The 21,166-nt window shown below is 47.3% G+C and carries 12 protein-coding genes; 2 read left to right on the top strand and 10 right to left on the bottom strand.

Annotated elements, in window-relative coordinates; genetic code table 11:
* Positions 1-261 precede the first annotated feature (261 nt).
* The 6 genes from OXH16_01635 to OXH16_01610 form a co-directional block, all read right to left on the bottom strand.
* Positions 262-3,897: an Eco57I restriction-modification methylase domain-containing protein gene (locus OXH16_01635; GenBank protein ID MCY3680069.1), complete on the bottom strand. Its 3,636-nt coding sequence runs from the start codon at positions 3,895-3,897 to the stop codon at positions 262-264.
* A 544-nt stretch (positions 3,898-4,441) separates the two neighbouring features.
* Positions 4,442-5,407, bottom strand: a complete 966-nt coding sequence (locus OXH16_01630) for a hypothetical protein (GenBank protein MCY3680068.1) — start codon at positions 5,405-5,407, stop codon at positions 4,442-4,444.
* Positions 5,392-5,985 (bottom strand): hypothetical protein, encoded by a 594-nt coding sequence (locus OXH16_01625; GenBank protein MCY3680067.1) that lies wholly within the window; start codon positions 5,983-5,985, stop codon positions 5,392-5,394. The genes OXH16_01630 and OXH16_01625 overlap by 16 nt, the downstream gene beginning before the upstream one ends.
* A 411-nt stretch (positions 5,986-6,396) precedes the next feature.
* On the bottom strand, positions 6,397-6,861 hold the full coding sequence (locus OXH16_01620) for a hypothetical protein (GenBank protein MCY3680066.1): 465 nt from the start codon (positions 6,859-6,861) through the stop codon (positions 6,397-6,399).
* Between the two features lie 78 nt (positions 6,862-6,939).
* On the bottom strand, positions 6,940-9,519 hold the full coding sequence (locus OXH16_01615) for a hypothetical protein (GenBank protein ID MCY3680065.1): 2,580 nt from the start codon (positions 9,517-9,519) through the stop codon (positions 6,940-6,942).
* A 353-nt stretch (positions 9,520-9,872) separates the two neighbouring features.
* Positions 9,873-13,097 (bottom strand): sigma 54-interacting transcriptional regulator, encoded by a 3,225-nt coding sequence (locus OXH16_01610; protein MCY3680064.1) that lies wholly within the window; start codon positions 13,095-13,097, stop codon positions 9,873-9,875.
* 508 nt (positions 13,098-13,605) lie between these two features.
* On the opposite strand from OXH16_01610, the gene OXH16_01605 reads away from it, so the two are divergent.
* Entirely contained in the window at positions 13,606-15,963 is a 2,358-nt protein-coding gene (locus OXH16_01605; protein MCY3680063.1) for a leucine-rich repeat domain-containing protein, read from the top strand.
* Positions 15,964-16,548: 585 nt separating this feature from the next.
* On the opposite strand, the gene OXH16_01600 is transcribed toward OXH16_01605, so the two are convergent.
* Both OXH16_01600 and serS read right to left on the bottom strand, forming a co-directional pair.
* Entirely contained in the window at positions 16,549-17,163 is a 615-nt protein-coding gene (locus tag OXH16_01600; GenBank protein ID MCY3680062.1) for a Panacea domain-containing protein, read from the bottom strand.
* 206 nt (positions 17,164-17,369) lie between these two features.
* On the bottom strand, positions 17,370-18,653 hold the full coding sequence (gene serS / locus OXH16_01595) for a serine--tRNA ligase (GenBank protein MCY3680061.1): 1,284 nt from the start codon (positions 18,651-18,653) through the stop codon (positions 17,370-17,372).
* Between the two features lie 240 nt (positions 18,654-18,893).
* Here serS and OXH16_01590 point away from each other — a divergent pair, with 240 nt between their 5' ends.
* Positions 18,894-19,055 (top strand): hypothetical protein, encoded by a 162-nt coding sequence (locus tag OXH16_01590; GenBank protein ID MCY3680060.1) that lies wholly within the window; start codon positions 18,894-18,896, stop codon positions 19,053-19,055.
* Here the strand turns inward: OXH16_01590 and OXH16_01585 are convergent.
* Together OXH16_01585 and OXH16_01580 are read right to left on the bottom strand one after the other, a co-directional pair.
* Positions 19,052-20,176, bottom strand: coding sequence for an SDR family NAD(P)-dependent oxidoreductase (locus tag OXH16_01585; protein MCY3680059.1), 1,125 nt, complete (start codon positions 20,174-20,176; stop codon positions 19,052-19,054). The two genes, OXH16_01590 and OXH16_01585, sit on opposite strands and share 4 nt — an antisense overlap.
* Positions 20,177-21,106 carry a glycosyltransferase family 2 protein gene (locus OXH16_01580; protein ID MCY3680058.1) on the bottom strand — a complete coding sequence of 310 codons (930 nt, stop codon included), beginning with the start codon at positions 21,104-21,106 and terminating at the stop codon, positions 20,177-20,179.
* Positions 21,107-21,166 lie beyond the last annotated feature (60 nt).

Genomic DNA, 21,166 nt, shown 5'->3' with positions numbered 1-21,166 from the left:
CGGCACATCGTAGATGGTTATGGTATTTACGTCATTGCGCTCCCACTTCAATCCCTCCATAGATTTCACGCGCTTTTCAACCTCACTTATTGCCATCTCCATTTTTATTCCAAAGGGATATTTTTCTGGTGATAAAATCATAGGTGTCTCCTTATGCGTTTTAACAGTATCATTCATTGTCAGAGAAAGTCTCTGCGCCCTGATTAAGTCCAGTCCCTCCCTTATGCCCACCCTTTACCGAATAAATATAGGACTTTATAGTTACACCGTCCCCCAGTAATTATAGCTATTGCTGGAGCGCATAATTCGCAAATGCGTCAGAAGCGGCTCTACTGGAAGCCCCAAAGATTCTATGTGCAGATGGTCCAACTCCTCGACTAGATCGGACTTCAGATGGAAATTAGCATTCTTCCAAATTTTGCCACTGTTCTTTTTTTCTGTTACACACTCCGGTATGGCTTCAATCAAGCGCTGTCCTAGATCTATCGCAGGCTGTGGATGCTTGATCCAAGCATTGGGGATGGTCAAACTAGTGAGTTCGTAAGGATTGAGATGAAATCCGTCGCCATATATCCACCACCACCCATAAGCAACATGGCCGTTGAGTGCCGCCATTGAGAGACGTAGCGCATCTTTATTTTTTATAGTAAATAGGTTTTCGTTTCTGGGTTCGACCATGCCCATCGGGATAGATGCAATAAATTGATACGCCGTCTTTGGAAAAGCCAGCGTTTGGCCTTCATCACTTCTGTAATCTTCTATAGCGACATTTTGCTTTATGATCGCTTGTGCCATATCAGCGATTTCTTTTGTTGGGATACGCGGCCACTGTCCGGATATGCGAATGTCCACATTAGTGCCGAAACGCAGGAGTTTGGTCGTCTTTCTCTGTGCCAAGCATTGCTCTCGTTCTGCTGTTTGCCAGCCTTGCAGTCCGGTTGACCTAATAATTGAATTACTTTCACTACCAAGAACCGCTGTAATGATGGTCGTTCTTTGACGGTTTTTCCATTTTTTAATGAATGGGGTAGCATTGAAAATGGTATCGGGGATATTGTCGTAATGACGCAGATTGATGCTCTGGCAGTATCTCTCAAATATATCTCTTAGTGGTTGCTGTTTCTGTCCAAAAGAGATCGAGAACGGCACGATCATCGTGATGACTCCGCCGTCTGGTTTCGCCAAGGCCAGCGCGGCTTCACAGAATAAGGTATAGATATCCCTTACGTTTGTGGTGCGATAAAGCTTGTTATCAGAAAGATATTCGCACTGTTCCTTGGGCAGCTTCTCATAGGGTGGATTACCAATCACAATGTCGAATCCGCGCCAGGGGCTTTCGTAGAACAACAGTCTTGGATCAGTGAGCGCTGGTTTGGGGTGTGGATGAAACAACGGAAAGTCAGCAAATCCTTTGAGTTCACGGCTTGCAAAGGCTCCAGCGTTTTTAAGTAGTGATTGGAAATCTTGGCGCAGTGTTTGGTCAATATCCTTCACCTTTATCTTTTCATCTTCTGTGTGAGCTTCAAACCACTGAGAGCGGTTTTGGGCTAGTGCTGTAAGAGTGCTCATAAGTCCAGGAATGGAGACTTCCAAACCGCCCGCAGACTCAGGACGCCATCCGGAGTGGGCTATGGTTTCCAGTGTGTCGGCGCAGATGATACGCGCTTCAAGATTAGGCAACGGGACGTTTCCTGCAAGGTCTTTCTCATTAGCTTTAATAGCGATGAACAATCTCAGCCGCGTTATCTGTATAGCCAACGGGTTCTTATCCTGTCCGAATAGTTGCCGCTTGATGATGTCAGTAATCCGGCTACTGTCGTCATCCCTATCTAATTTATTAAGCGCTGTCTTCAGTGCTATCAATGCGCCGAACAGGAATGCGCCTGAACCTACGGCGGGATCGAATATCCGCAACTCATTGATACGTTTGGTAAGCCGATAGCGCTCTTCAGTGCTCATAAGAGGTAGCTGCACATTAGGATCCCCAAAAAGTTCCAGTAGATCGGCATTAGTGATATGGGATGGCACATAGCTACGCACGGCGGCGGCGAGCGCGTCTTTTACCATCTCAGCTGTTACATCCACAGGCGTGTAATATGTGCCGTCTGGCTGCCTGTCAGGAGGTTTTTTGCCCGTTTCCGTCGGTGTGATAAGCCGCTCGAAAAGGTTACTCAACAATTCGGGGTCAAGAGTTTGCTCGCTCTCTCCCGGTTTGTGTTCATCCAACGTCCAGTGGTATCGGGAGAGTATAGTGAACAGGCCGAGATTCTTTTCGTCTGTATTCCAGTAGAGTTCAGGTGCGATAAAGAGTTGGTCATCCCCATCGTGCTTAGCAAACAGAGAGCCGTTCAGGAAGGGCACGCGGCTCATCGCGTCATTGAGCACGGAATTGGGGTGCGTTGTCCGCCGATCATTGGGCGTGTTCAGCCTGTCATAGAATAGAAAACTCAGTACTTCAGGATGGTAGTGGTGGCGGTTTGAATCATTCATACTTTTAACTATGAAAGCATCCTCAAAAAGCTCAGGCGGGATGATATTTTCTTCTTTTAGTATCCATACGAACATTACTCGGATAAGATGGCGCAAAATTGTCTGGCGTTGTGAAAGCGTTTTTCCTTGCTGTAATTTTCCTATCCAAGTAGCGACTTCCTTGTAGAACTGCTGGCGTAGCGGCGTCACTGCGAGAGGGTTGAGCAATTTTTCGGACGTCAGATTGGTACTCTGCTCTTGGATGAGTTGGAGCATATTTTCAATCGCTGTTTTTGCAGATGGCAGGGGGTACTCCGGGTCGAATGCCGCAGTCATATTGACCTTGCCCTCGACGCAAATCGCTAGTCGAGCTTCGGTTATATCGTCTGAGATGACACCATAGGTAAATACAAGCGCGGCATTGGCATTAGTGGCATTAGCGAATATGCGGGCGCAAATCGCGGAGTCCTGCCTGCCTATACCATTGGGAGAGGCGTTGTATTTCACGGCGGCGACCACCATGCGGTTATCTGATCTTCCGAGGCCGTCTTTGAATAGAGTGGGAGGACCGCTCGATTCGATAACGGGGCCATAGGTGTAAGCGTAATTTTCCCAGTCATTTTCGTATATATCTTTCTGGATGCCAGATAGCGCAGGCATTTCTCTTATGATATCATCTTTTATTAAATCGAAGTTATGCGGTGTATCTGAACACAATATTTGGCTTATGATGGTATCGGGACTATAGTTTTTTATACTTTCAAGCAAACTATCCGCGAGGCGGCTCATCTTCAAAGGGATTCGCGTCTCTATGTCAAGTAACCCCTGTGTCGTTATATCTATAAAATTCAAAAGTTGCTCTTCATAGGGCACATCGAATATATCGAATTTTGTCTGTTCTGCTTCATTGAAAACACCAAAATCGTACTCATGCACAAAATTGATATCAGGTGATACCTCAGCCTTTTTGGACGTCGGGGTTCCATCGCGTTTGTACAGGCGCCAGTGTTGACCGTCTGTGAGAATGCCAAGAGTATTTGGACCGCTCGCACTATGCTGTTTCAAGTAGCGCTGTATCTGCCTATCCGGGGAAGAAGATCGGTTACCGCTCTGTTGTGGCTTGTCAAAATCAGTATTATAGGGCTTTGCCTCCAGTATAATCGAAGCATAACTGGAGTCTTGGGTTACAGGATGGGAATAGCATATTTCATCCGGGCGATTGCCACTTTCTAAATGTTCGGACCGACGACGGTCTGCTGAGTAGCCGAGCGCGTCGAGAACTGGTGTTATGAGAAGAGAACGGGTATCGGCCTCATTGATCTCGCCGCCTCTATTAAGAATCTGCCGGAATCCATCTTTTAGCAGATGTACCATTCCATCAATATCTGTTTTTGTCATTTGCTCCATATATATATTTCGGCCTGTCATGCAATCCCTCCTGTCCACTATACGTTACTACTGGTGGGGCAATATGGCTTGGCAATCCCCATTGATCAAATGTTAAATATTAAAAATTAGAGTTACCCCGCTTTCGTGGATAATGTAGAAGGTTCACCCCAATCATCCTGTACCATCCATATCGCGCTTTACATACAGCACGAGGTAATCCGCAGTTGTGGATACAACCCTTGCCAATGACAGGTCATTTCTCTCATCTATTTTTATAAAAAAAATAGGCGATATATCCATCAATAGAAACAATATATCGCCTATTTGAAAAAGTTCAAGTTCAATCTATTTCATTTAGCTATCAAACCCCAATACTGCAACCTGCTCACAGACATTTTGATCTGGATAGCGATGCTGTTGCCGAATTCCGAATTTTGTCCCGCCGCACTAAACATAGGGCTTACAGAACCTGAATTCAGACCACAAACAGCCATTTTTCCAACCACAGACTCCCTCTCGACCAATTCGGCAACAACATCCGAAGCGGGGTAACTCCACCTTAGAAAATAAAAATCAGAGTGCCCTATGATGATGCTTTTGCATATTGTTGAAGAGACTCAATGCGCGTATCCAAAAGCAGGATTGATCGCCTCATTGTTTGGTAGCGATCTATTCCGAGGCGAGTCAAAAATGATGCAGGGATACTTAACAAGCCGCCATCAAGAAATGCTACCAATGCACCAGCCCCAATAGCGACTCCAGATTTTACGGCTCTTGATAATCCCTCCTTCATTGCTATATCAAAAGTCTTTCGTCCCATCAGTACCTGGCGTCCTTCCCCTACCGCAATTAAGGCAAAAGGTAAACCGGGTAAAACAGTTTCAAGCAATTCTTCGACCGGTCCGTCAAGTAGATCTTCCATAGGGGCACGGATAGTTTTTTCTAGTGCTTCGTCTGAAAAACCACTGGAGAATATATTCTCTGCCGCATCACCCACTTCATCCGTTGCTAACACATCAATATCTGGATAACGTTCTAATGCCTCTTTGACATAAGATAGAGACTCTGTGGCTTTTAATTGGAGTTCTTGGGCGATTGAGCCATCACTGTTAATTATTTGAAGATCCCAGCCCTGCTGTGTTGCGCTTTCCGCCAGCATAGCTGTCTGTCCGGGTTCCAAGTGAATATCGCCCACCCATTCACCTGCGTTTAGTTTATCTCTGACGAGAACTTCAAAATACTTACCTTTCCAAGCCGAGAGAAATCCTTCGATTTCAGCAGGAGAACGACCCGCCAAAGATGCAAGATCAACATTCGGATAGGCTAAACTGAATGCCTCAGCCATCTGCGGAGTGACTTGAGACATATCAATCTGATCTGTAAGGAATATGGCACTCACCGCTGTAGCTGCTGCTGCCGCATCAAGAAGTGCCTGTTCGTGCTTCTTGATATAGTGCTGATACAGTTCCACTATGGCATCTCTAACCGATTGGCCTGATACACGATTATTTCGATACTGATTGGCAAGAGAATTTAACTTATCATCCATATGATTACCCCCACACCAATAGCAAAAACATATGAGAAAACACACACAATTCGTAATAGTTGAATATGCTTATTTTGCTGATCTGATTTTCGGACAACTTGAGATAGGCTATTTTTAATATCTTCTATAGTAGAAGCCTCCAAGCGATATTGTTCAATAACAGAGCGAAATGACTTGAATTCACCAGTAATTTGCGAATGATTTTGCTCTGAGCGATCTTCAAGTTTTTTAAGACTACTCCCAACATCCTTTACTTGTCCATGCAAATTTTCTACCTGAGAATTGAAGTGTTGCTCTTGTTGTTCAAGTAGTGCGCCCTGTTTCTCTAATTCACCAGTAATTTGCGAATGATTTTGCTCTGAGCGATCTTCAAGTTTTTTAAGACTACTCCCAACATCCTTTACTTGTCCATGCAAATTTTCTACCTGAGAATTGAAGTGTTGCTCTTGTTGTTCAAGTAGTGCGCCCTGTTTCTCTAATTCTTTGTGTAAACCGAGTAGAATTTCCCCATATACTTCACTATATTCCTCTACTTTGTTTTCTACATTTTTGCCACTGAACTTATTAAGTAAGTTCATGCATTCCTCCCGTTGTATAGTTGTTTCTTTCTACTGGTTTAAAATAAAAATGAATTGGAGTTACCCCGCTTTAGATGCTGTTGCCGAAATGGTCGAGAGATCCTGCGGTTGGCAAAACGGCTGTTTGTGGCTTGATTTAGGCTCTGTAAGCCCTCTGTTTAGTTGCATCGGGACATAATCCGGAATTCGGCAAACGCATCGCTTTCGTGGATAATGTCGAGGGTTTACTCCAATCATTCTGTACCATCCACATGGTGCTTCACATACAGCACGAGGTAGTCCGCAGTTGTGGACGCAACCCTTGTCAATGACATGTCATTTCTCTCATCTACCGTTAGAAATAAAATGGGCGATATATCCATCCGACAAAGATAATATATCGCCCATTTGAAAAAGTTCAATCTATTTTATTCAGCTATCACGTCTTGATAGCGCAACCTGCTCACAGGCACTTTGGCTTGGATATTGCCCCTCGATCATTTTCCAAAATTTCCTTCTTTGCCTGTCCTTACTCTTAACCTGAAGTAACGGCTGCAACCGATAGACAGAGAGGAAATCCAGTCTGGGGTCTGAGTCATCCAGCTTGAGAATAAAGTCTTTGATTTCCTCATCCAGCTTGGGCAACTGTAGAATCAATCGGGTTTTCGTTCTCGAAATGCCCACCTGTTCAGCAAGTGCAGTCTGAGATTCAATGTGTCCCTTATTGAGAAGCTCGTGATAATACAGAGACCTTTTGAGATAATTGGGATGGTGCAACTTTTGAGTAACTATTTTTTTGGGAGGCTCAGGACCGATTTCGATTGTGCGCTTATTGTTCCTGTGGTAGTGATGGATGGGGAAACGGTCCAATACGGGTAAAAGTTCGGTGAGTGGCACGTTTGGGCTACCACAAAAATAAGAAAGCCCGTCAATCGGTGGTGATCGACGGGCTTTGTGATGCTGACCGTATGACAGCTATCCAGTGACCGTTTTGCCAAAGGAATCCACAAAGATGAGGAAGTCGGAAAAGTCAACCACCCCATTGCCGTCGAGATCAAATTTTGGATCGAAGTTTTCCTGTCCGGTCTGGGTTCCAAACACATTAACAAAAAACAAAAAGTCTTCGAATGCGACTTTTCCATCGCCATCAAAGTCAGCAGAGATAAGGGGGACATCCTGTACCTCAAAGCGGATGATTTCAGTAAAGTTCGCCCGAAGGATGTTATAGGCTTTATCAAATACTTTCATTTCGGCCAAACCCCATGTTCCAGGAATACTGCCAACGGGCAAGATGACCGTTTTATGGTAGGTTTCATAGACAGCCGGATCGCGTGTAAAATAGACTTTGTAATAATCCGAATCGTAATGCCTGAAGTGGTGCCTCACGCCATTGGGATCGCGTAAAAACATATCTGCCCAATGATACCCGCTGATGTTGTCCTTAACTCTAAAGCTAATATCGACTTTTGTTTCGCCATTTGGTGCTTCTGGATTGGTCGGCTCTGCCTGAATGGTGATCTGATTCAAATCGAGCACGGGTGGGGTATCATCCGGATTTGTCGTTTGAATGTCAATGGTGGCGGGTGCTTCATCTATTACGACATCTTCGAGGCTTAAACGTTGTCCCGGATCGGTGAAATAGACACCCCGCTGATTCAACGCAATATCCTCCATAAAGAGGTAATTGATTTCGTACTTCCCTTGTGAAAAGTAATCCGGAATTTTAAGTTCAACATTCGCTTCACCAGTCTGCGGATCATAATTTCCATAGCCCCCCGAGCGACGAGAATAGGTTTCGGCATTCGTATCGTTCAGATATGTACTAATGGCATTTATCCCGATCTCTTCAAAAATCCGCCAGCGTGCGGTGAGAATTTGCAAGGATCTGCCTTCTATCGTGCCTTGTGACAATGAGAGTTGCATTGAATTTTTGATGTACTCCGGCGGTTTATCATCTGCGAGTGGATTGTTGACATAGAGCTTCCAGCCGAAATCGACCTGAGATTCGTGGCGTTCATTGCCCTGGGCATCCCTGAGGGTAATTTGATCTGGACCCCAATAGCCATGCGCCGCGTGTTTGGATAGTGTTTCAGTGCCTCGCAAAATGTGGCCTGCATTGGTGTACTGGCCATTGGCATCTACAGGATAAAGCCAGAAGTCAAAATAGGTTCCCTTTAGGCTGAAAAGTCTGATATTTGTTGCTTGAGCATTGTCAAAGTCATTTTCCCCGTGAAGTTCAAGCTCGACTACTATTTGCTTATCCGCTTCTGGTTCGCCTAAAACCTGTATATCAACCCGTATGATTCGACCGGGATACACCACATCGGGATACAGATTATAGACCTGGAACGTCAAATCTTCGCGGATTCGAGAGATATACCGCGTGCCGTGCATGACCCGGTCTCGAATAAATTCGTATTTGGCGGGAGAACGCGAGCGCAATTTGTCGGGGTTCACGATATAATAACTGATCGTTTCTGCCATATCCTCATTCGGATTCTTGCCGTGTGCATAAGCAGATACAAACTCGGTCTGTTTGGTCGTTGACCAGCCATCTGAATCATCCGGATTTTCATACCAGCCACCGATTTCAATCCAGTCCTGTTTGAGTTGGTCGTCAAAGAGGTGTTCCCATAAGAAGTGCGCTTTTTCGTGAAGTATTAAGCGGTGGATGGCGTCAAGGCCTGTTCCCTTAAAAGCGTTTTCCATAAACTCAATATAGCCCGCGCTCGTCCATGCCACAGCAGCCGCAGTGGGATAAAGGGGATGGGGTGTTCCATCTAATCGTCGAACCAGATATTTCAGCCCTGGGGTTGTGAGTAAGCCCCGTGGGTATTCTTCAAGCATACTCGCCAGGGTTATCAATTCCTCGTTTTTGAATTCTCCGAACCGGCCTGCGTGTTCCTTCGTGGTGTTCCGTGTAAGTTCAGTATAATCCGGCACATCTATACTCACGCCATAGCGTTTCTCTAAAATCTTCTTCAGCGCGCGTCTATCCCTGCCCTCGTCGGTTACATAGCGAACGACGGCATGGTGGAGTCTTTTGGAGAAGAAACGGCCTCTCACACCCTCGATCTCAGCCAGCAATGGATCAGCATACGTAAAAGCCTCACGGGACAAGGTGATGATTTTTTGTCCGTCCTGGATGCGAATTTCTATGTCATTTTGAATGTGCTGGTCTGATAATTGCCACAACGAGGGTGACACTCCGGGGATTTCATCGGAGATATTATTTCTGGCTTGTGGAATAGACTCAAAGGTCTGGAGCAGTCGGTAAGCATGTCCGTCACTCCATTCGGTTCCGAGCAATACGGAATACTGTTGTATCATACGCAGTGATGCGCTGTGGGGCACGACCTGTATCGGCTGGTTTAAGAACATAACCTGCACGGGTTGAACGAGGGTGGCCTTATCTACCCCTTCGTAGGTTTGATCGGTTTTCCAGGTATAGGTGAATTGTGCAAGCGCGTGTCCGCTGAGAATGAGTGTTAGCAGGAGGATTATGCTGCTCAGGGATGCAAATCTCAAGATGCGGTGATGTGTTTTTGTTGTCATTGTGTTACTCCCTTTCAAGAATTGAACTGTGCTAACTTCTATTACAGAAAGGAAATCTAAGTTAAATCTAACGCAAAAATCGTGCCAATATGGGCATTGTTCCTGTGATTTTATTCGTAAAGGGTTGTTTTATATAAAGAAAAAGAGCCAATCTAACTATATCATATCGTCACAGAATAGTTGGACTGGCTCTTTTGCAAGACCTTATATGGTCTTAAAAGACGTACAATGGTCTCAATGGTCCCGAGACCATTGTACATTATCATTTAATAAATATAAGAAAGCCCGTCAATCAATGGTGATCGACGGGCTTTTGTTTGTACTCGAGGTGAGCAGATAGTTACGACAGCAGTTTATTGGCGAGGATTTAGTTTGATGCCCAGTCTTTTCATTTTTCCATACAATGTAGAAGGTGGTATCCCAAGCAGCTTCGCCGCGCCCCTGGGGCCCTTTATCAGATAGTTCGTGGCTTCGAGCGCGTCGAGGATGTGGCGGCGTTCAAATTCATTTAAAGGTACGAATTCGCGGTCAGGAGGAGCCGATAAGGTCTGCCTCTCACGACCTGTATCTTTGATTCGGGAACTATGCAGTCCCAGATCTCTCTTTCCAATTTGAGACTCAGAACACAAGACCACGGCTCGCTGTATGGTATGCTCTAATTCCCGCACATTACCCGGCCAATCGTAGCTTTGCAACACTGCAATAATTTCTGGCGTCAAGGGAGCTATTTGCTTGCCTAAATGCGTCGCCATGCGAGTCTTGAAATACTCGGCCAACTCAAGTATATCCTCCTTGCGCTCGCGCAGGGACGGCAAATACATCGGAAAGGCATTGAGACGGTAATAGAGATCCTCTCTAAAATCACCCCTGCTGACCATCTCCTCGAGATTGCGATTCGTCGCTGCCACAATCCGCGTCTTTGCCATCCGCGTCTCACTGCTCCCAACGCGTTCAAATCTGCCCTCTTCCAGCAAGCGCAACAGCTTTGTCTGCGTTTCTACAGCCATATCGCCGATCTCATCCAAAAAGAGCGTACCACCCTCTGCCAGTTCCACCCTGCCCAGTCTGTGGAAAACTGCGCTGGTAAAAGCCCCTTTCTCGTGACCAAACAGTTCGCTATCGATCAATGTCCCGGGCAATGCACCGCAACTAACCTCTATAAAAGGCCCATCGCTATGGGTACTCAGCGCGTGTAGTGCCCGCGCTGCCAGTCCCTTGCCCACACCTGTCTCGCCCATAATCAGCACGGTCATATTGGTAGATGCAATTTTTTCAAGATTGATCTGAAACTCGCGCAAGGCCGCGCTATGCCCGATAAAGTTCTGGCTTCCTCTACGGTTTATAACGTCCGTCAATGCTTCGATGCGCGGATCTGCTGTGATCGAGAGGCGCGTTTGCGCGATCTCTGAGTAATTGAGGTCGCGGTCTATCGCCCGGACCTGAAAGGTGTAGTCTCCCGGTGGCAAGTCCCGGTAAAAGGCCCGCATTTTTCGAGTTGCCGGTTGCCAGTCGGCATCATGACCATTCAGGCGATAGACATAGAGCATGTCGCTGGGATGGGTGGAAAAACTCAGGCCCTTGTACTCGAAAATAACCTGCTGGCCTGCCGTAGATACAATGACCTCCTCCGAGTTCTCATAGATCTTATCGGCAATCACCTGAAGCAGGCGAACTCGGGGCGAAGTTTGCCGCAGACGATAGCGTATGATAGAACCCATAAGAGTGCCAAAATAAAAAATGCCATCGCGATCTTCGAGTATCTGGCAAACCGGTCCTATATGCGGTGAGTTGATGGTCTGGAAAAGCTGACCATCGTAGTGCGTCACACCCCGGTCTGTGCCGAGCCAGAGATGCCCTTGCCGATCCTCGAACACGCAACGGATGCGGTTGCTCGGCAACCCATCGTCAGTCGTGAAGGTCTGGAAGGTACTGCCATCAAAGCGACAAAGACCTCCGAGAGTAGCGATCCACAGGTTGCCATGGCGGTCTTCTATAAGATCTGTGACCCTATCGTCGATCAGTCCATCTTCAATGCCATAAAATTTAAGCCCATCTTCGGGATGCCAGCGCGCCAGTCCCCTGCCGCCAACTGAGAAATTGTGGCTGGCCAAATGAAAATAGACCTCGCCACCGCGCCCGGCAATCACCGTGCCAATACGGTCTAAAACATCTTTCTTTTCCTCCTCCACAAAAATGGTTTGGAACTCTTCGTCCCGCTGGTAAATGAGCTTTAATGGACTGACCGAAAGTTCTTCTTTTATAAATTCGATTTTATAGGTGTCCTTTTCCCAATAGCCAAAAAGAAATTGACCTTGCGCGTCCTGAGCAATTGCACTGATACTCCTGTCGCCTGAAACCGCAGCTATTTTCATCTTTTTGAACGCTTGTCCATCGTAGCGGAACAGGCCATTGAAACCGCCAAACCACAGATACCCTTCGCGATCCTCGTACATAGAAAAACAGTTGTCGATATCAAGGCCTTGCTCGGAGCCTAAAAATGCAAAGTGCTCGCCATCAAAGCGGGCGACGCTTTTTTTCAGGGAGGTGAGAATGGGTGACACACGTCCGATCCATATATTCCCTTGCCGGTCTTGTATGATCTGCGAGATCTCGATCGGCTTTTGGTCTTTGGGAGAAGCCTTACCGAGGTCAAAAACGCTGATACTATGTGCATCGTAAAGACCGACGCCGCCCCAGGTGGCAAACCAGAACTGATGATCGCGATCCTCAAATACGGCTTTGACTGCAGGATGGGGCAATCCATCGGCAGGGGTAAACCTGCTGAATCCATCACCGTCCTGATACAATACTCCTTCCGAAGTGCTAAACCACATCCGACCTTCACGGTCACACTGTATTTTGCGTATCCACCCTCCCAAATCTACCTGAACAGATTGGAAGGTGCCATCGGCATAGCACCAGAGTTCATCTCGATTTCCAAACCGACCAATCCACACCTTGCCGGTATGGTCCGTATCTAAGGCATAGGCGGTTCCATCCTGGGGAAAACCGTCTTTCTCATCATAGCGGTGAAAGGATGTACCATTGAAGCGGATGAGGTAGTTGAAGCCAAACCACAGGTGTCCTCGCGGATCCTGAGTAATACCCCAACACGGACGCCACTTGGAAGAAGGAGGCTCTTCGTAGTTCTGAAGGTAGAGCGGAATCAGGTCGTGGAAAGCAGTGCTATCCCAATACCCTATAGTACGGGTACCACAGCACCATACACGGCCCTCATTGTCTTCGTAGATGCACCGCACGTCTCGGTCTGCAATGCCATCGTCCTTCAAATGATGGAATCTGGCTCCGTCGTACCAGCAGACGCCATTTGCTGTCCCGAACCACAATCGGTTCTGACTGTCTTGTGTAACAAAATAAGTACGATCATCAATAAGACCGTCCTGTTTGGTGAAATTCTGGAATTCATTTCCATCGAAGCGACTGACGCCATTATCCCAGGTGGCGAACCAGATACACCCCTCGCTGTCTTCGGCAATGTGTTCAATGCGCATCCCGGCCAGGCCATCGGCCATAGAATAAGTCCGGTAGGTGCCCGTGCGGTCAAGTGACTTGATCATAGAAAGAACCCTGTGATATGGGTAAAAAACGGATTCATACATTGAATCTCACACTTGCAAAAGAAACATAATATTGAATTTCACACCTGCAAACAAAATAATGAAGGGTGTAATAATCTCGGGACCATTGAGACCATAGTACGTCTTTTAAGACCATATAAAGTCTTATGTAAGAGCCAATCCGACTATTTTGGGACGATATTATACAGTCATATTGGCTCTCTTTTTTATATAAAACAAGGTATTACGAGTATAGTTCTCTATAAAAACGTTCATATTGGCACGATTTTTGCTTATTGATAAATGTTATCCTAATGCCATCATAACCGAAACCTGGACACAGGACTCAAGAAAATGGGAGGGCAACCTTTAATTTCGGCTGATGACGTGGTGTCCATCAGCTAACTCCCTTTGGGTTGTCCTCTCCTGACCAGGACGGATGAAAATGGTGTGATTGGTGTGGACTTGACGCCATTTTGGGTCACATTTATTGAAGGAGTTTGAGAATATGAAAAAGAGATGGGTGTTTGTGAATGTTGTCGCGCTTGCGGTGCTGGTATGTGTGGGTTACGCCTCTGCGAATACGACACGTTCTGCGGACTTTGATGGAGATGGTATCGTAGGTTTTTCCGACTTTTTGGCGTTTGTAGAGAAGTTCGGATCAAGTCGTGGCGATGAGACATATCAAGTCAGGTATGATCTGGATGGCAATGGTGTGATTGAATTTTCCGACTTTTTGGTATTTGTCGATTCGTTTGGCACAGAAGTCCCTCCACCAGGCGTATCGGTATGCGACCGCACAGTTGCCGTGCGCGACTCGATTATGGCATTGGTGCCTGTAAGCACTTGTGGCGATGTGACAGCGGCACATCTATCAGCAATAGATTCTCTGAGTCTATCAGGTGCAGGTCTCACAGAGTTGAAGGCCGGGGATTTATCTGGTCTGACTTGTCTGATAAAGCTCAACCTGCAAGAGAACCGACTCAGTAGCCTGCCCGATGGTTTTTTTGATGACCTGACCGCGCTTACCTCGATTAATGTGTCATTTAATCGATTGACGACATCCATTCCTTCAGAGTTGTTCGCCCTTTCTGATCTTACTTACCTGGACCTCCGTGGCAATCGGTTGGATGGCGAGATTCCCAAAGAATTGGGCAATCTTTCTAATCTTACGGAACTGTCTCTTAGTCGTAATCGGTTGGTTGGCGAGATTCCATCAGAATTGAGTAATCTATCGAACCTTACGCAACTGTGGCTTAACGACAATCAGTTGGAGGGTGCGATTCCCAAAGAATTGGGTAATCTATCGAACCTTACGCTACTGGCTCTTTACAACAATCGGTTGGATGGCGAGATTCCAACAGCATTGGGCAACCTGTTCAATCTAACGTACCTGGATATTGAAAGAAATCGGTTGGATGGCGAGATTCCAACAGCATTGGGTAATCTATCGAACCTTACGCAACTGTGGCTTAACGACAATCAGTTGGAGGGTGCGATTCCCAAAGAATTGGGTAATCTATCGAACCTTACGCTACTGGCTCTTCACAACAATCGGTTGGATGGCGAGATTCCAACAGCATTGGGCAATCTGTCTAACCTTGAGATACTGGCTCTTAGCGACAATCAGTTGGAAGGTGAAATCCCAAAAGAATTGAGTAATCTGTCCAATCTTACGCTACTGGCTCTTTGGGACAATCAGTTGGATGGCGAGATTCCAGAAGCATTGGGTAATCTATCGAACCTTACGCAACTGTGGCTTAGCTTCAATCAGTTGGATGGCGAGATTCCAGAAGCATTGGGCACTCTGTCCAATCTCACTGAACTGGACCTCGGCGACAATCAGTTGGTTGGAGAGATTCCAGAAGCATTGGGCACTCTATCGAACCTTACGCACCTGTACCTTTACAATAATCAGTTGGATGGCGAGATTCCAGAGGCATTGGGCACTCTGTCCAATCTCACTGAACTGGACCTCGGCGACAATCAGTTGGTTGGAGAGATTCCGAAAGAACTGGGTAAACTCTCCTATCTTGAGATTCTGAGGCTCGAGGATAACACATCCTTGATGGGTGAGCTTCCTCAAAGTCTGAGTGGGCTGACAAATCTGAAGCAATTTTATTTTTATAACACAGGGCTATGCGCGCCGCTTGATCCTGCCTTTCAGACGTGGCTTCAGGGCATTGAAGAAACCAATGGCTCGAATTGTGGCGTAGAGTTAGGGGTGTCGGTATGTGATCGCACGAATGCAGTACGCGACGCGATTATGGCACAAGTGCCTGTAAGCACTTGCGGCGATGTGACAGCGGAGCATCTATCAGCGATAAGTTCTCTCATTTTGGATGGTGCAAACCTCACAGAACTGAAGGCTGACGATTTTTCTGGTCTGACTGGTCTGACAAAACTCAGTCTGGTAAAGAATCAACTGTCGTCAATCCCATCCGAATTGTTCACCCTTCCCAATCTCACGCACTTGTATCTTTGGGGCAATCAGTTGAGTGGCGAGATTCCAACAGCATTGGGCAACTTGTCCAATCTCACTTACCTGGACCTCGGCGACAATCAGTTGAGCGGTGCGATTCCAACAGAATTGGGCAATCTATCTAACCTTACGCTATTGGCTCTTCACAACAATCAGTTGAGTGGTAGGATTCCAACAGAATTGGGTAAACTCTCCAATCTTGAGTTTCTGAGTCTCCAGGATAACACATCCTTGATGGGTGCGCTTCCTCAGAGCCTGAGGGGGCTGACAAAGCTGAAGGAATTTTACTTTACTAATACAGGGCTATGCGCGCCGCTTGATGCCGCCTTTCAAACGTGGCTTCAGGGTATTACAGATGCCAGTGGCTCGAATTGCTCGGGATAGGCGTCTCTCAGGCAGATTACAATAAGATGAGATAAACCCCAACCCATCTCCCAGGCGGTATTATCAGGCATAGGATTGGGACAAGACGGGCGTCGGCAAGGGAATGGATAACCCGTCGCTGTTCTTTATCTTATTGAATATACCTCAACGGATCAAGTCCATTTTGGACAAAAAAAGGGACGCGATTGTTTTGCGTCCCTTTAAGCATGATCATGATACCGCTCGTAGAAATCTTTTATCTTTTTCGGCGTGTTGGGTGATTCGCATAGCCCTCGACAGATTCTCTGCAACACATCAGAGGATATATCTGGTTGATATATCCCATTACGGAGAATAGTGGGAACCATTCGTTCGGCAAATAAGCAAGCATGCTGATAAAGAACGACGGACTTTCTAATAATAAATGGATGATCATTGGGCTGCAAAACAAATGTATCATCTATTCCAAAACGCCATGAACTGACATTCACCATGATTATTTGTAGCGGTGTCCCTGCGCCATCCGTTATTACAATCCATAAATGACTACTACCTGAATCGTCAAGTAAGACACATTTCCCTGCAAATGCCATATAGTATCGTACCTTACTCTCTTGTCTTTTCACTCACAGTCGTATTATCAATCATGTTTTCAAACATTGCTATGGCGTTAAACTCTTTTCTTATTGCGACTAAGTCATCACCAGTCCACCCCACGGCTTTGAGTAGCCTGTCCCACTCCATCGGCGCAGAAGAGTGACCAGGGTCATCAAATTCTGGCAAAGAATGAACATATTTTTTTAATTCATTAAACGATTTATTTTTAAATTTTTCATATATTTCACGTATTAAATTCATCTCAAATTGGGATAATTCTCCGTCACCTATATCATTATTGAGTAACCTGATAATGTTTTTTTTCGGAAGCGAAAAAGACCGAGACCAATACTCCCCGTCCCACGGATTCCAAATCAAATGATAAGTATGACTCGGTGTAGGTCCCAATGGAAGGTTATAGGGCCGGTCAAACGTCACGGGATGGCCCCTGCGTTTCAACGACTCTCTATCAATAAGATAAATTAGCTTAATTAGCTTATACAGATCAATTTTACCACCACTATACTTTACTAATAACACTGCAATTTGAGTCGTTTTATGCTCTTTGAATCGAGGGACAGCCATCTCTGAAACTGATTCCTCGGTAAAAATGGGAGGCTTCATGGTATTGTCCGAGATTATGGTTTGATTTGCAGGTTGTTGTGTTATTGCGATTTGTTTTGATAAAATATCATATCTCAAATTTTATGCAAGCCTTTAAGCATTTTTTGCATAGTGGATCAGTTGGGCTACCAGAATAATAAACCGTCGGTTTTTCCGGCGGGCTTTGTCTGTTCTGTTTGCGGGCGGGCACAGGGGCATAGCCCCTACTAATCCACGGGTTCAAAAATTTCTTTTCCCCCCAGATAGGGGCGCAGGATTTCGGGGATGGTGACGCTGCCGTCACTGTTCTGGTTTTGTTCGACGATCGCGGGGATGATGCGGCTGGTCGCCAGGCCCGAGGCGTTGAGGGTGTGTACGAGTTCGTTTTTGCCGGTTTCTGTGCGTTTGAATCGGATGCTGCCGCGTCTGGCCTGATAGTCGCTGGCATTGGAGGCGGAACTGACTTCTTTGTATTCGTTCATGCTGGGGATCCAGACTTCGATGTCGTAGGTTTTGGCCATGGATGCGCTGACGTCTTTTGCGGCGAGCATGGAGACGCGGTGATGCAGGCCCAGGTCCCGGGTGAGTTGTTCGGCTTTGTGGATGAGTTCTTCGAGCGCGTCTTCGGAGTCTTCGGGGCGGGTGAATTGGAACATTTCGATTTTGTTGAATTGGTGACCGCGAATCATGCCCCGTTCCTGTGCCCGATAACTGCCGGCTTCTTTGCGATAACAGGGGGTGTAGGAGAAGAATTTTTTGGGCAGGTCTTGTTCGGGGATGATTTCGTCCCGGTAGAGGTTGATCAATGCGGTTTCTGAGGTGGGCAAGAGGAATTGCACTTTGTCGTCGCCGGTTTTGAGGTGGAATACGTCGTCGGCAAATTTGGGGAATTGTCCGGCGGTAAAGCCACATGCTTCGTTGAGTATGTGTGGGGGGAGTACAAATTCGTAGCCGTCGTCAATGTGGCTGTCGATGAAGTAGTTGAGCAGTGCCCATTCGAGGCGTGCGCCGTCGCCGATGTAAAGCCAGAATCCGGTTCCGCCCATTTTGACGCCGCGTTCGTAGTCGATCAGGCGCAGATGGGTGACGAGTTCGATGTGGTCCTGAGGATCAAAGTCGGGTGCGGGTTTTTCGCCCCAGGTGCGTACGACGCGGTTGTTTTCTTTGTCTCCGGGGGGTACGTCGTCTGCGGGTATGTTGGGGAGGCTTTCGATAAACAGATGGATGTTTTGCTCGATTTCCGCGAGTTCGGTTTCAATGGTTTTGATGCGGGTCGAGACGTCGCGCATTTCTGTTTGTATCTGGGCGATATCTCCGCCCGCTTTTTTTATTTCGGGGATTTGGGCGGAGACGCTGTTGCGTTTTGCGCGTAGCTGTCCGGTTTCTGCGATGTGCGCGCGGCGTTTTTCATCCCAGACGAGCAGGTCCGTGAAGTCGATGTCGTCCATGCGTTTTTGCAATGCCCGGATGACGTATTCGGGGTTTTTGCGAATGAGGTTGATGTCGAGCATGAAGGATTACTCCTGAAGAGAATAGGAAAAAATGTGCCAATTTGTTGGGTTACAGGTGGTCATTTTGACCATAATGTTCCATTTTTGCCACATGAATTTTTTAGCTATATATGAGCGTTTTGGGATAAGTTCTGTAAAATCAGCTATTAAAAAAATATTATAAAAAATAGTAAAAGTGGCACGGGATTTGCTTATGAATAAAGGTAAAGAAAAACTGTCACCCACAGAAGGAGAAATAACATGACGTGCATCGATCTGGAAAAACGCGACCAAATGGCGTATCGCGCGCTGTTTTATGCGATTCACGGTGATGTTGACCGGTCCGAGAAGATTCGGACAATGTTGCGCTGGGATCACGAGATACGGGAACGGGTTCCCGTTCGTGAATTTGTTCCGGTTTAAATGAGGCCTCTTTTCTGTAGTGCGTTTTGCGCTTTTGCAAAGCCGTCTATGGCTTCGCGGTCTCGTCCCCATTCGACGAGTTCTTCCATGCCGTGTTGAAAACTGACACTGGGCTTAAAGCCCAGTGTTTTTTTTATGCGTGAGATGTCGGCAATGCTGTGGCGGGTGTCGCCCTGGCGATAGGTTCCGGGGATGTCGGGCGCGAGGTGTTCCGTACCCAGGATGTTGGACAGGGTCCGGGCGATGTGTTCAATGGATGTGCCGATTCCGCTGCCGACGTTGAAGGCCTGATAATCTCCTTCAGATTTTTCCATGGCGAGGATGTTGGCCCGTACGATGTCGTGGACGGAGATGAAGTCGCGCGATTGTTTGCCGTCTTCGTAGATGACGGGTCGTTTGTTGTTTTTGAGGCGGCTCATGAAGATGGCGGTTACACCCGTGTAGGGGTTGGAGAGGGACTGCCGGGGTCCAAAGATGTTGAAGTAGCGCAGGGCTATTGAGGGGATTTTGTAGGCGCGGCCTATGTTGAGGACCATGTCTTCTTGATGCGTTTTGGTTTGTGCGTAGATGGTGTGGCAGATGCGTTCGGTATTTTCAGGTACAGGCGCTGGGGGCATGTCCTGGTTACATATGGGACACTTGTGTTCCCAGTGGGCATTTTTTAGCTGGTTTTCTGGGCGGAGACCCGGGTGTTGCGTGCCGTGTTCTGCACAGGTGTAGCGGCCCTCGCCGTAGCTGGTTTGCGAGGCTGCGACGATGAGTTTTTCTATGTTGTGTTTGTTGTTGACGAGGATGTCGAGCAGGTTCGCGGTGCCGCCGGTGTTGATGTCAACGTATTTTTTGATTTCGTATTGCGATTGTCCCACGCCAACGGCGGCGGCTTTGTGAAAGATGATTTCAATGCCTTGAAGGGCTTTTTTTAAGGCGTCGTAATCGCGCACATCGCCCTGGATAAATTCGGCATGGGGGTTGGCGTAGTCCGGCAGTTCGCGGTTGGGGTGTACCTGAGGGTCCAGGTTGTCAAAGATGCGGACGCGGTGTCCGCGTTGGATGAGTTCATCGGCGAGGTAGGAGCCGACGAATCCCATGCCGCCGGTGATGAGGATGTTTTTGGTGGTCATTTATTCCAAAATTTTTCGAATGTTGAATTTTTCATTGGGCTGGGGACCCCGGGTCAACATGTCGGCGAGCAGGCCCGTGCAGACGAATTGTACGCCGAGTACGGTGAGGAAAACCCCGAGCATGAGCAGGGGATACCGGTATTGAATGGTGCCGGTTTGGAACCAGAGGGATGCGATGTATGCGTTGACGAGCATGCCCGTGATGCCAAAGATGAGGCCCACTGTGCCAAAGAGGTGAAGGGGACGGCCCATGTATTTGCCGATGTACATGACGGTGAGAAGGTCAAAGAAGCCTTTGAGCAGGCGTCCCCAGCCGTATTTGGTTACGCCGTATTGTCGCGGGTGATGCTGGACGGGGATTTCACCGATGCGATATCCCTCCAGGTGGGCGAGTACGGGGATGTAGCGGTGGAGTTCGCCGAGTACGCGTATGTCTTTTGTGACTTCGTTGCGATAGATTTTGAGGCCGCAATTAAAGTCGTGTATGTCTATGCCCGATACAAAGCCGGTGACCCAGTTGAAGAATTTGGAGGGGAGGGTTTTGCCCAGGGGGTCAAAGCGTTTTTTCTTCCATCCCGAGACGAGGTCATAGCCTTCTTCGATTTTGGACAGGAGGTTGGGAATTTCTGCCGGGTCGTCTTGCAGGTCGGCGTCCATGGTGATGATGTATGTGCCGCGTGCGCGTTGAAATCCGGCGGTATAAGCGGCGGCTTTGCCAAAGTTGCGTCGGAATTGGATGACTTTGACTTCGGGATAGGTGTTGTGGAGGTCTTCCAATACGGTGATTGACCCATCGGTGCTGCCGTCGTCGATGAAGATGACTTCGTAGGTGCGGTTCTGGGTAGAGAGTACGCCGCGGATTTGTTCCATGAGCGGGCGCAGGCTTTCTTCTTCGTTGAGCAGGGGTATGACGAGGCTGAGGTCGGGCATGGGGCGCGTGTTGTTGAGGTTAGAAAATGAGAGTTAAAAAACAAAGATAGCAAAGGGCGC

This window comes from Gemmatimonadota bacterium (genome assembly GCA_026705765.1).
Lineage (GTDB): Bacteria > Latescibacterota > UBA2968 > UBA2968 > UBA2968 > VXRD01.
This window is presented reverse-complemented; position numbering and strand designations above follow the sequence as displayed.

What these genes read in the sequence shown, in the direction of transcription:
- OXH16_01600 (MCY3680062.1), bottom strand. Translation starts at nt 17,163, where the DNA reads ATGAAGCCTCCCATTTTTACCGAGGAATCAGTTTCAGAGATGGCTGTC.
- OXH16_01615 (MCY3680065.1), bottom strand. Translation starts at nt 9,519, where the DNA reads ATGACAACAAAAACACATCACCGCATCTTGAGATTTGCATCCCTGAGC.
- OXH16_01630 (MCY3680068.1), bottom strand. Translation starts at nt 5,407, where the DNA reads ATGGATGATAAGTTAAATTCTCTTGCCAATCAGTATCGAAATAATCGT.
- OXH16_01625 (MCY3680067.1), bottom strand. Translation starts at nt 5,985, where the DNA reads ATGAACTTACTTAATAAGTTCAGTGGCAAAAATGTAGAAAACAAAGTA.
- OXH16_01585 (MCY3680059.1), bottom strand. Translation starts at nt 20,176, where the DNA reads ATGACCACCAAAAACATCCTCATCACCGGCGGCATGGGATTCGTCGGC.
- OXH16_01590 (MCY3680060.1), top strand. Translation starts at nt 18,894, where the DNA reads ATGACGTGCATCGATCTGGAAAAACGCGACCAAATGGCGTATCGCGCG.
- OXH16_01610 (MCY3680064.1), bottom strand. Translation starts at nt 13,097, where the DNA reads ATGATCAAGTCACTTGACCGCACGGGCACCTACCGGACTTATTCTATG.
- OXH16_01605 (MCY3680063.1), top strand. Translation starts at nt 13,606, where the DNA reads ATGAAAAAGAGATGGGTGTTTGTGAATGTTGTCGCGCTTGCGGTGCTG.
- OXH16_01580 (MCY3680058.1), bottom strand. Translation starts at nt 21,106, where the DNA reads ATGCCCGACCTCAGCCTCGTCATACCCCTGCTCAACGAAGAAGAAAGC.
- OXH16_01635 (MCY3680069.1), bottom strand. Translation starts at nt 3,897, where the DNA reads ATGACAGGCCGAAATATATATATGGAGCAAATGACAAAAACAGATATT.
- serS (MCY3680061.1), bottom strand. Translation starts at nt 18,653, where the DNA reads ATGCTCGACATCAACCTCATTCGCAAAAACCCCGAATACGTCATCCGG.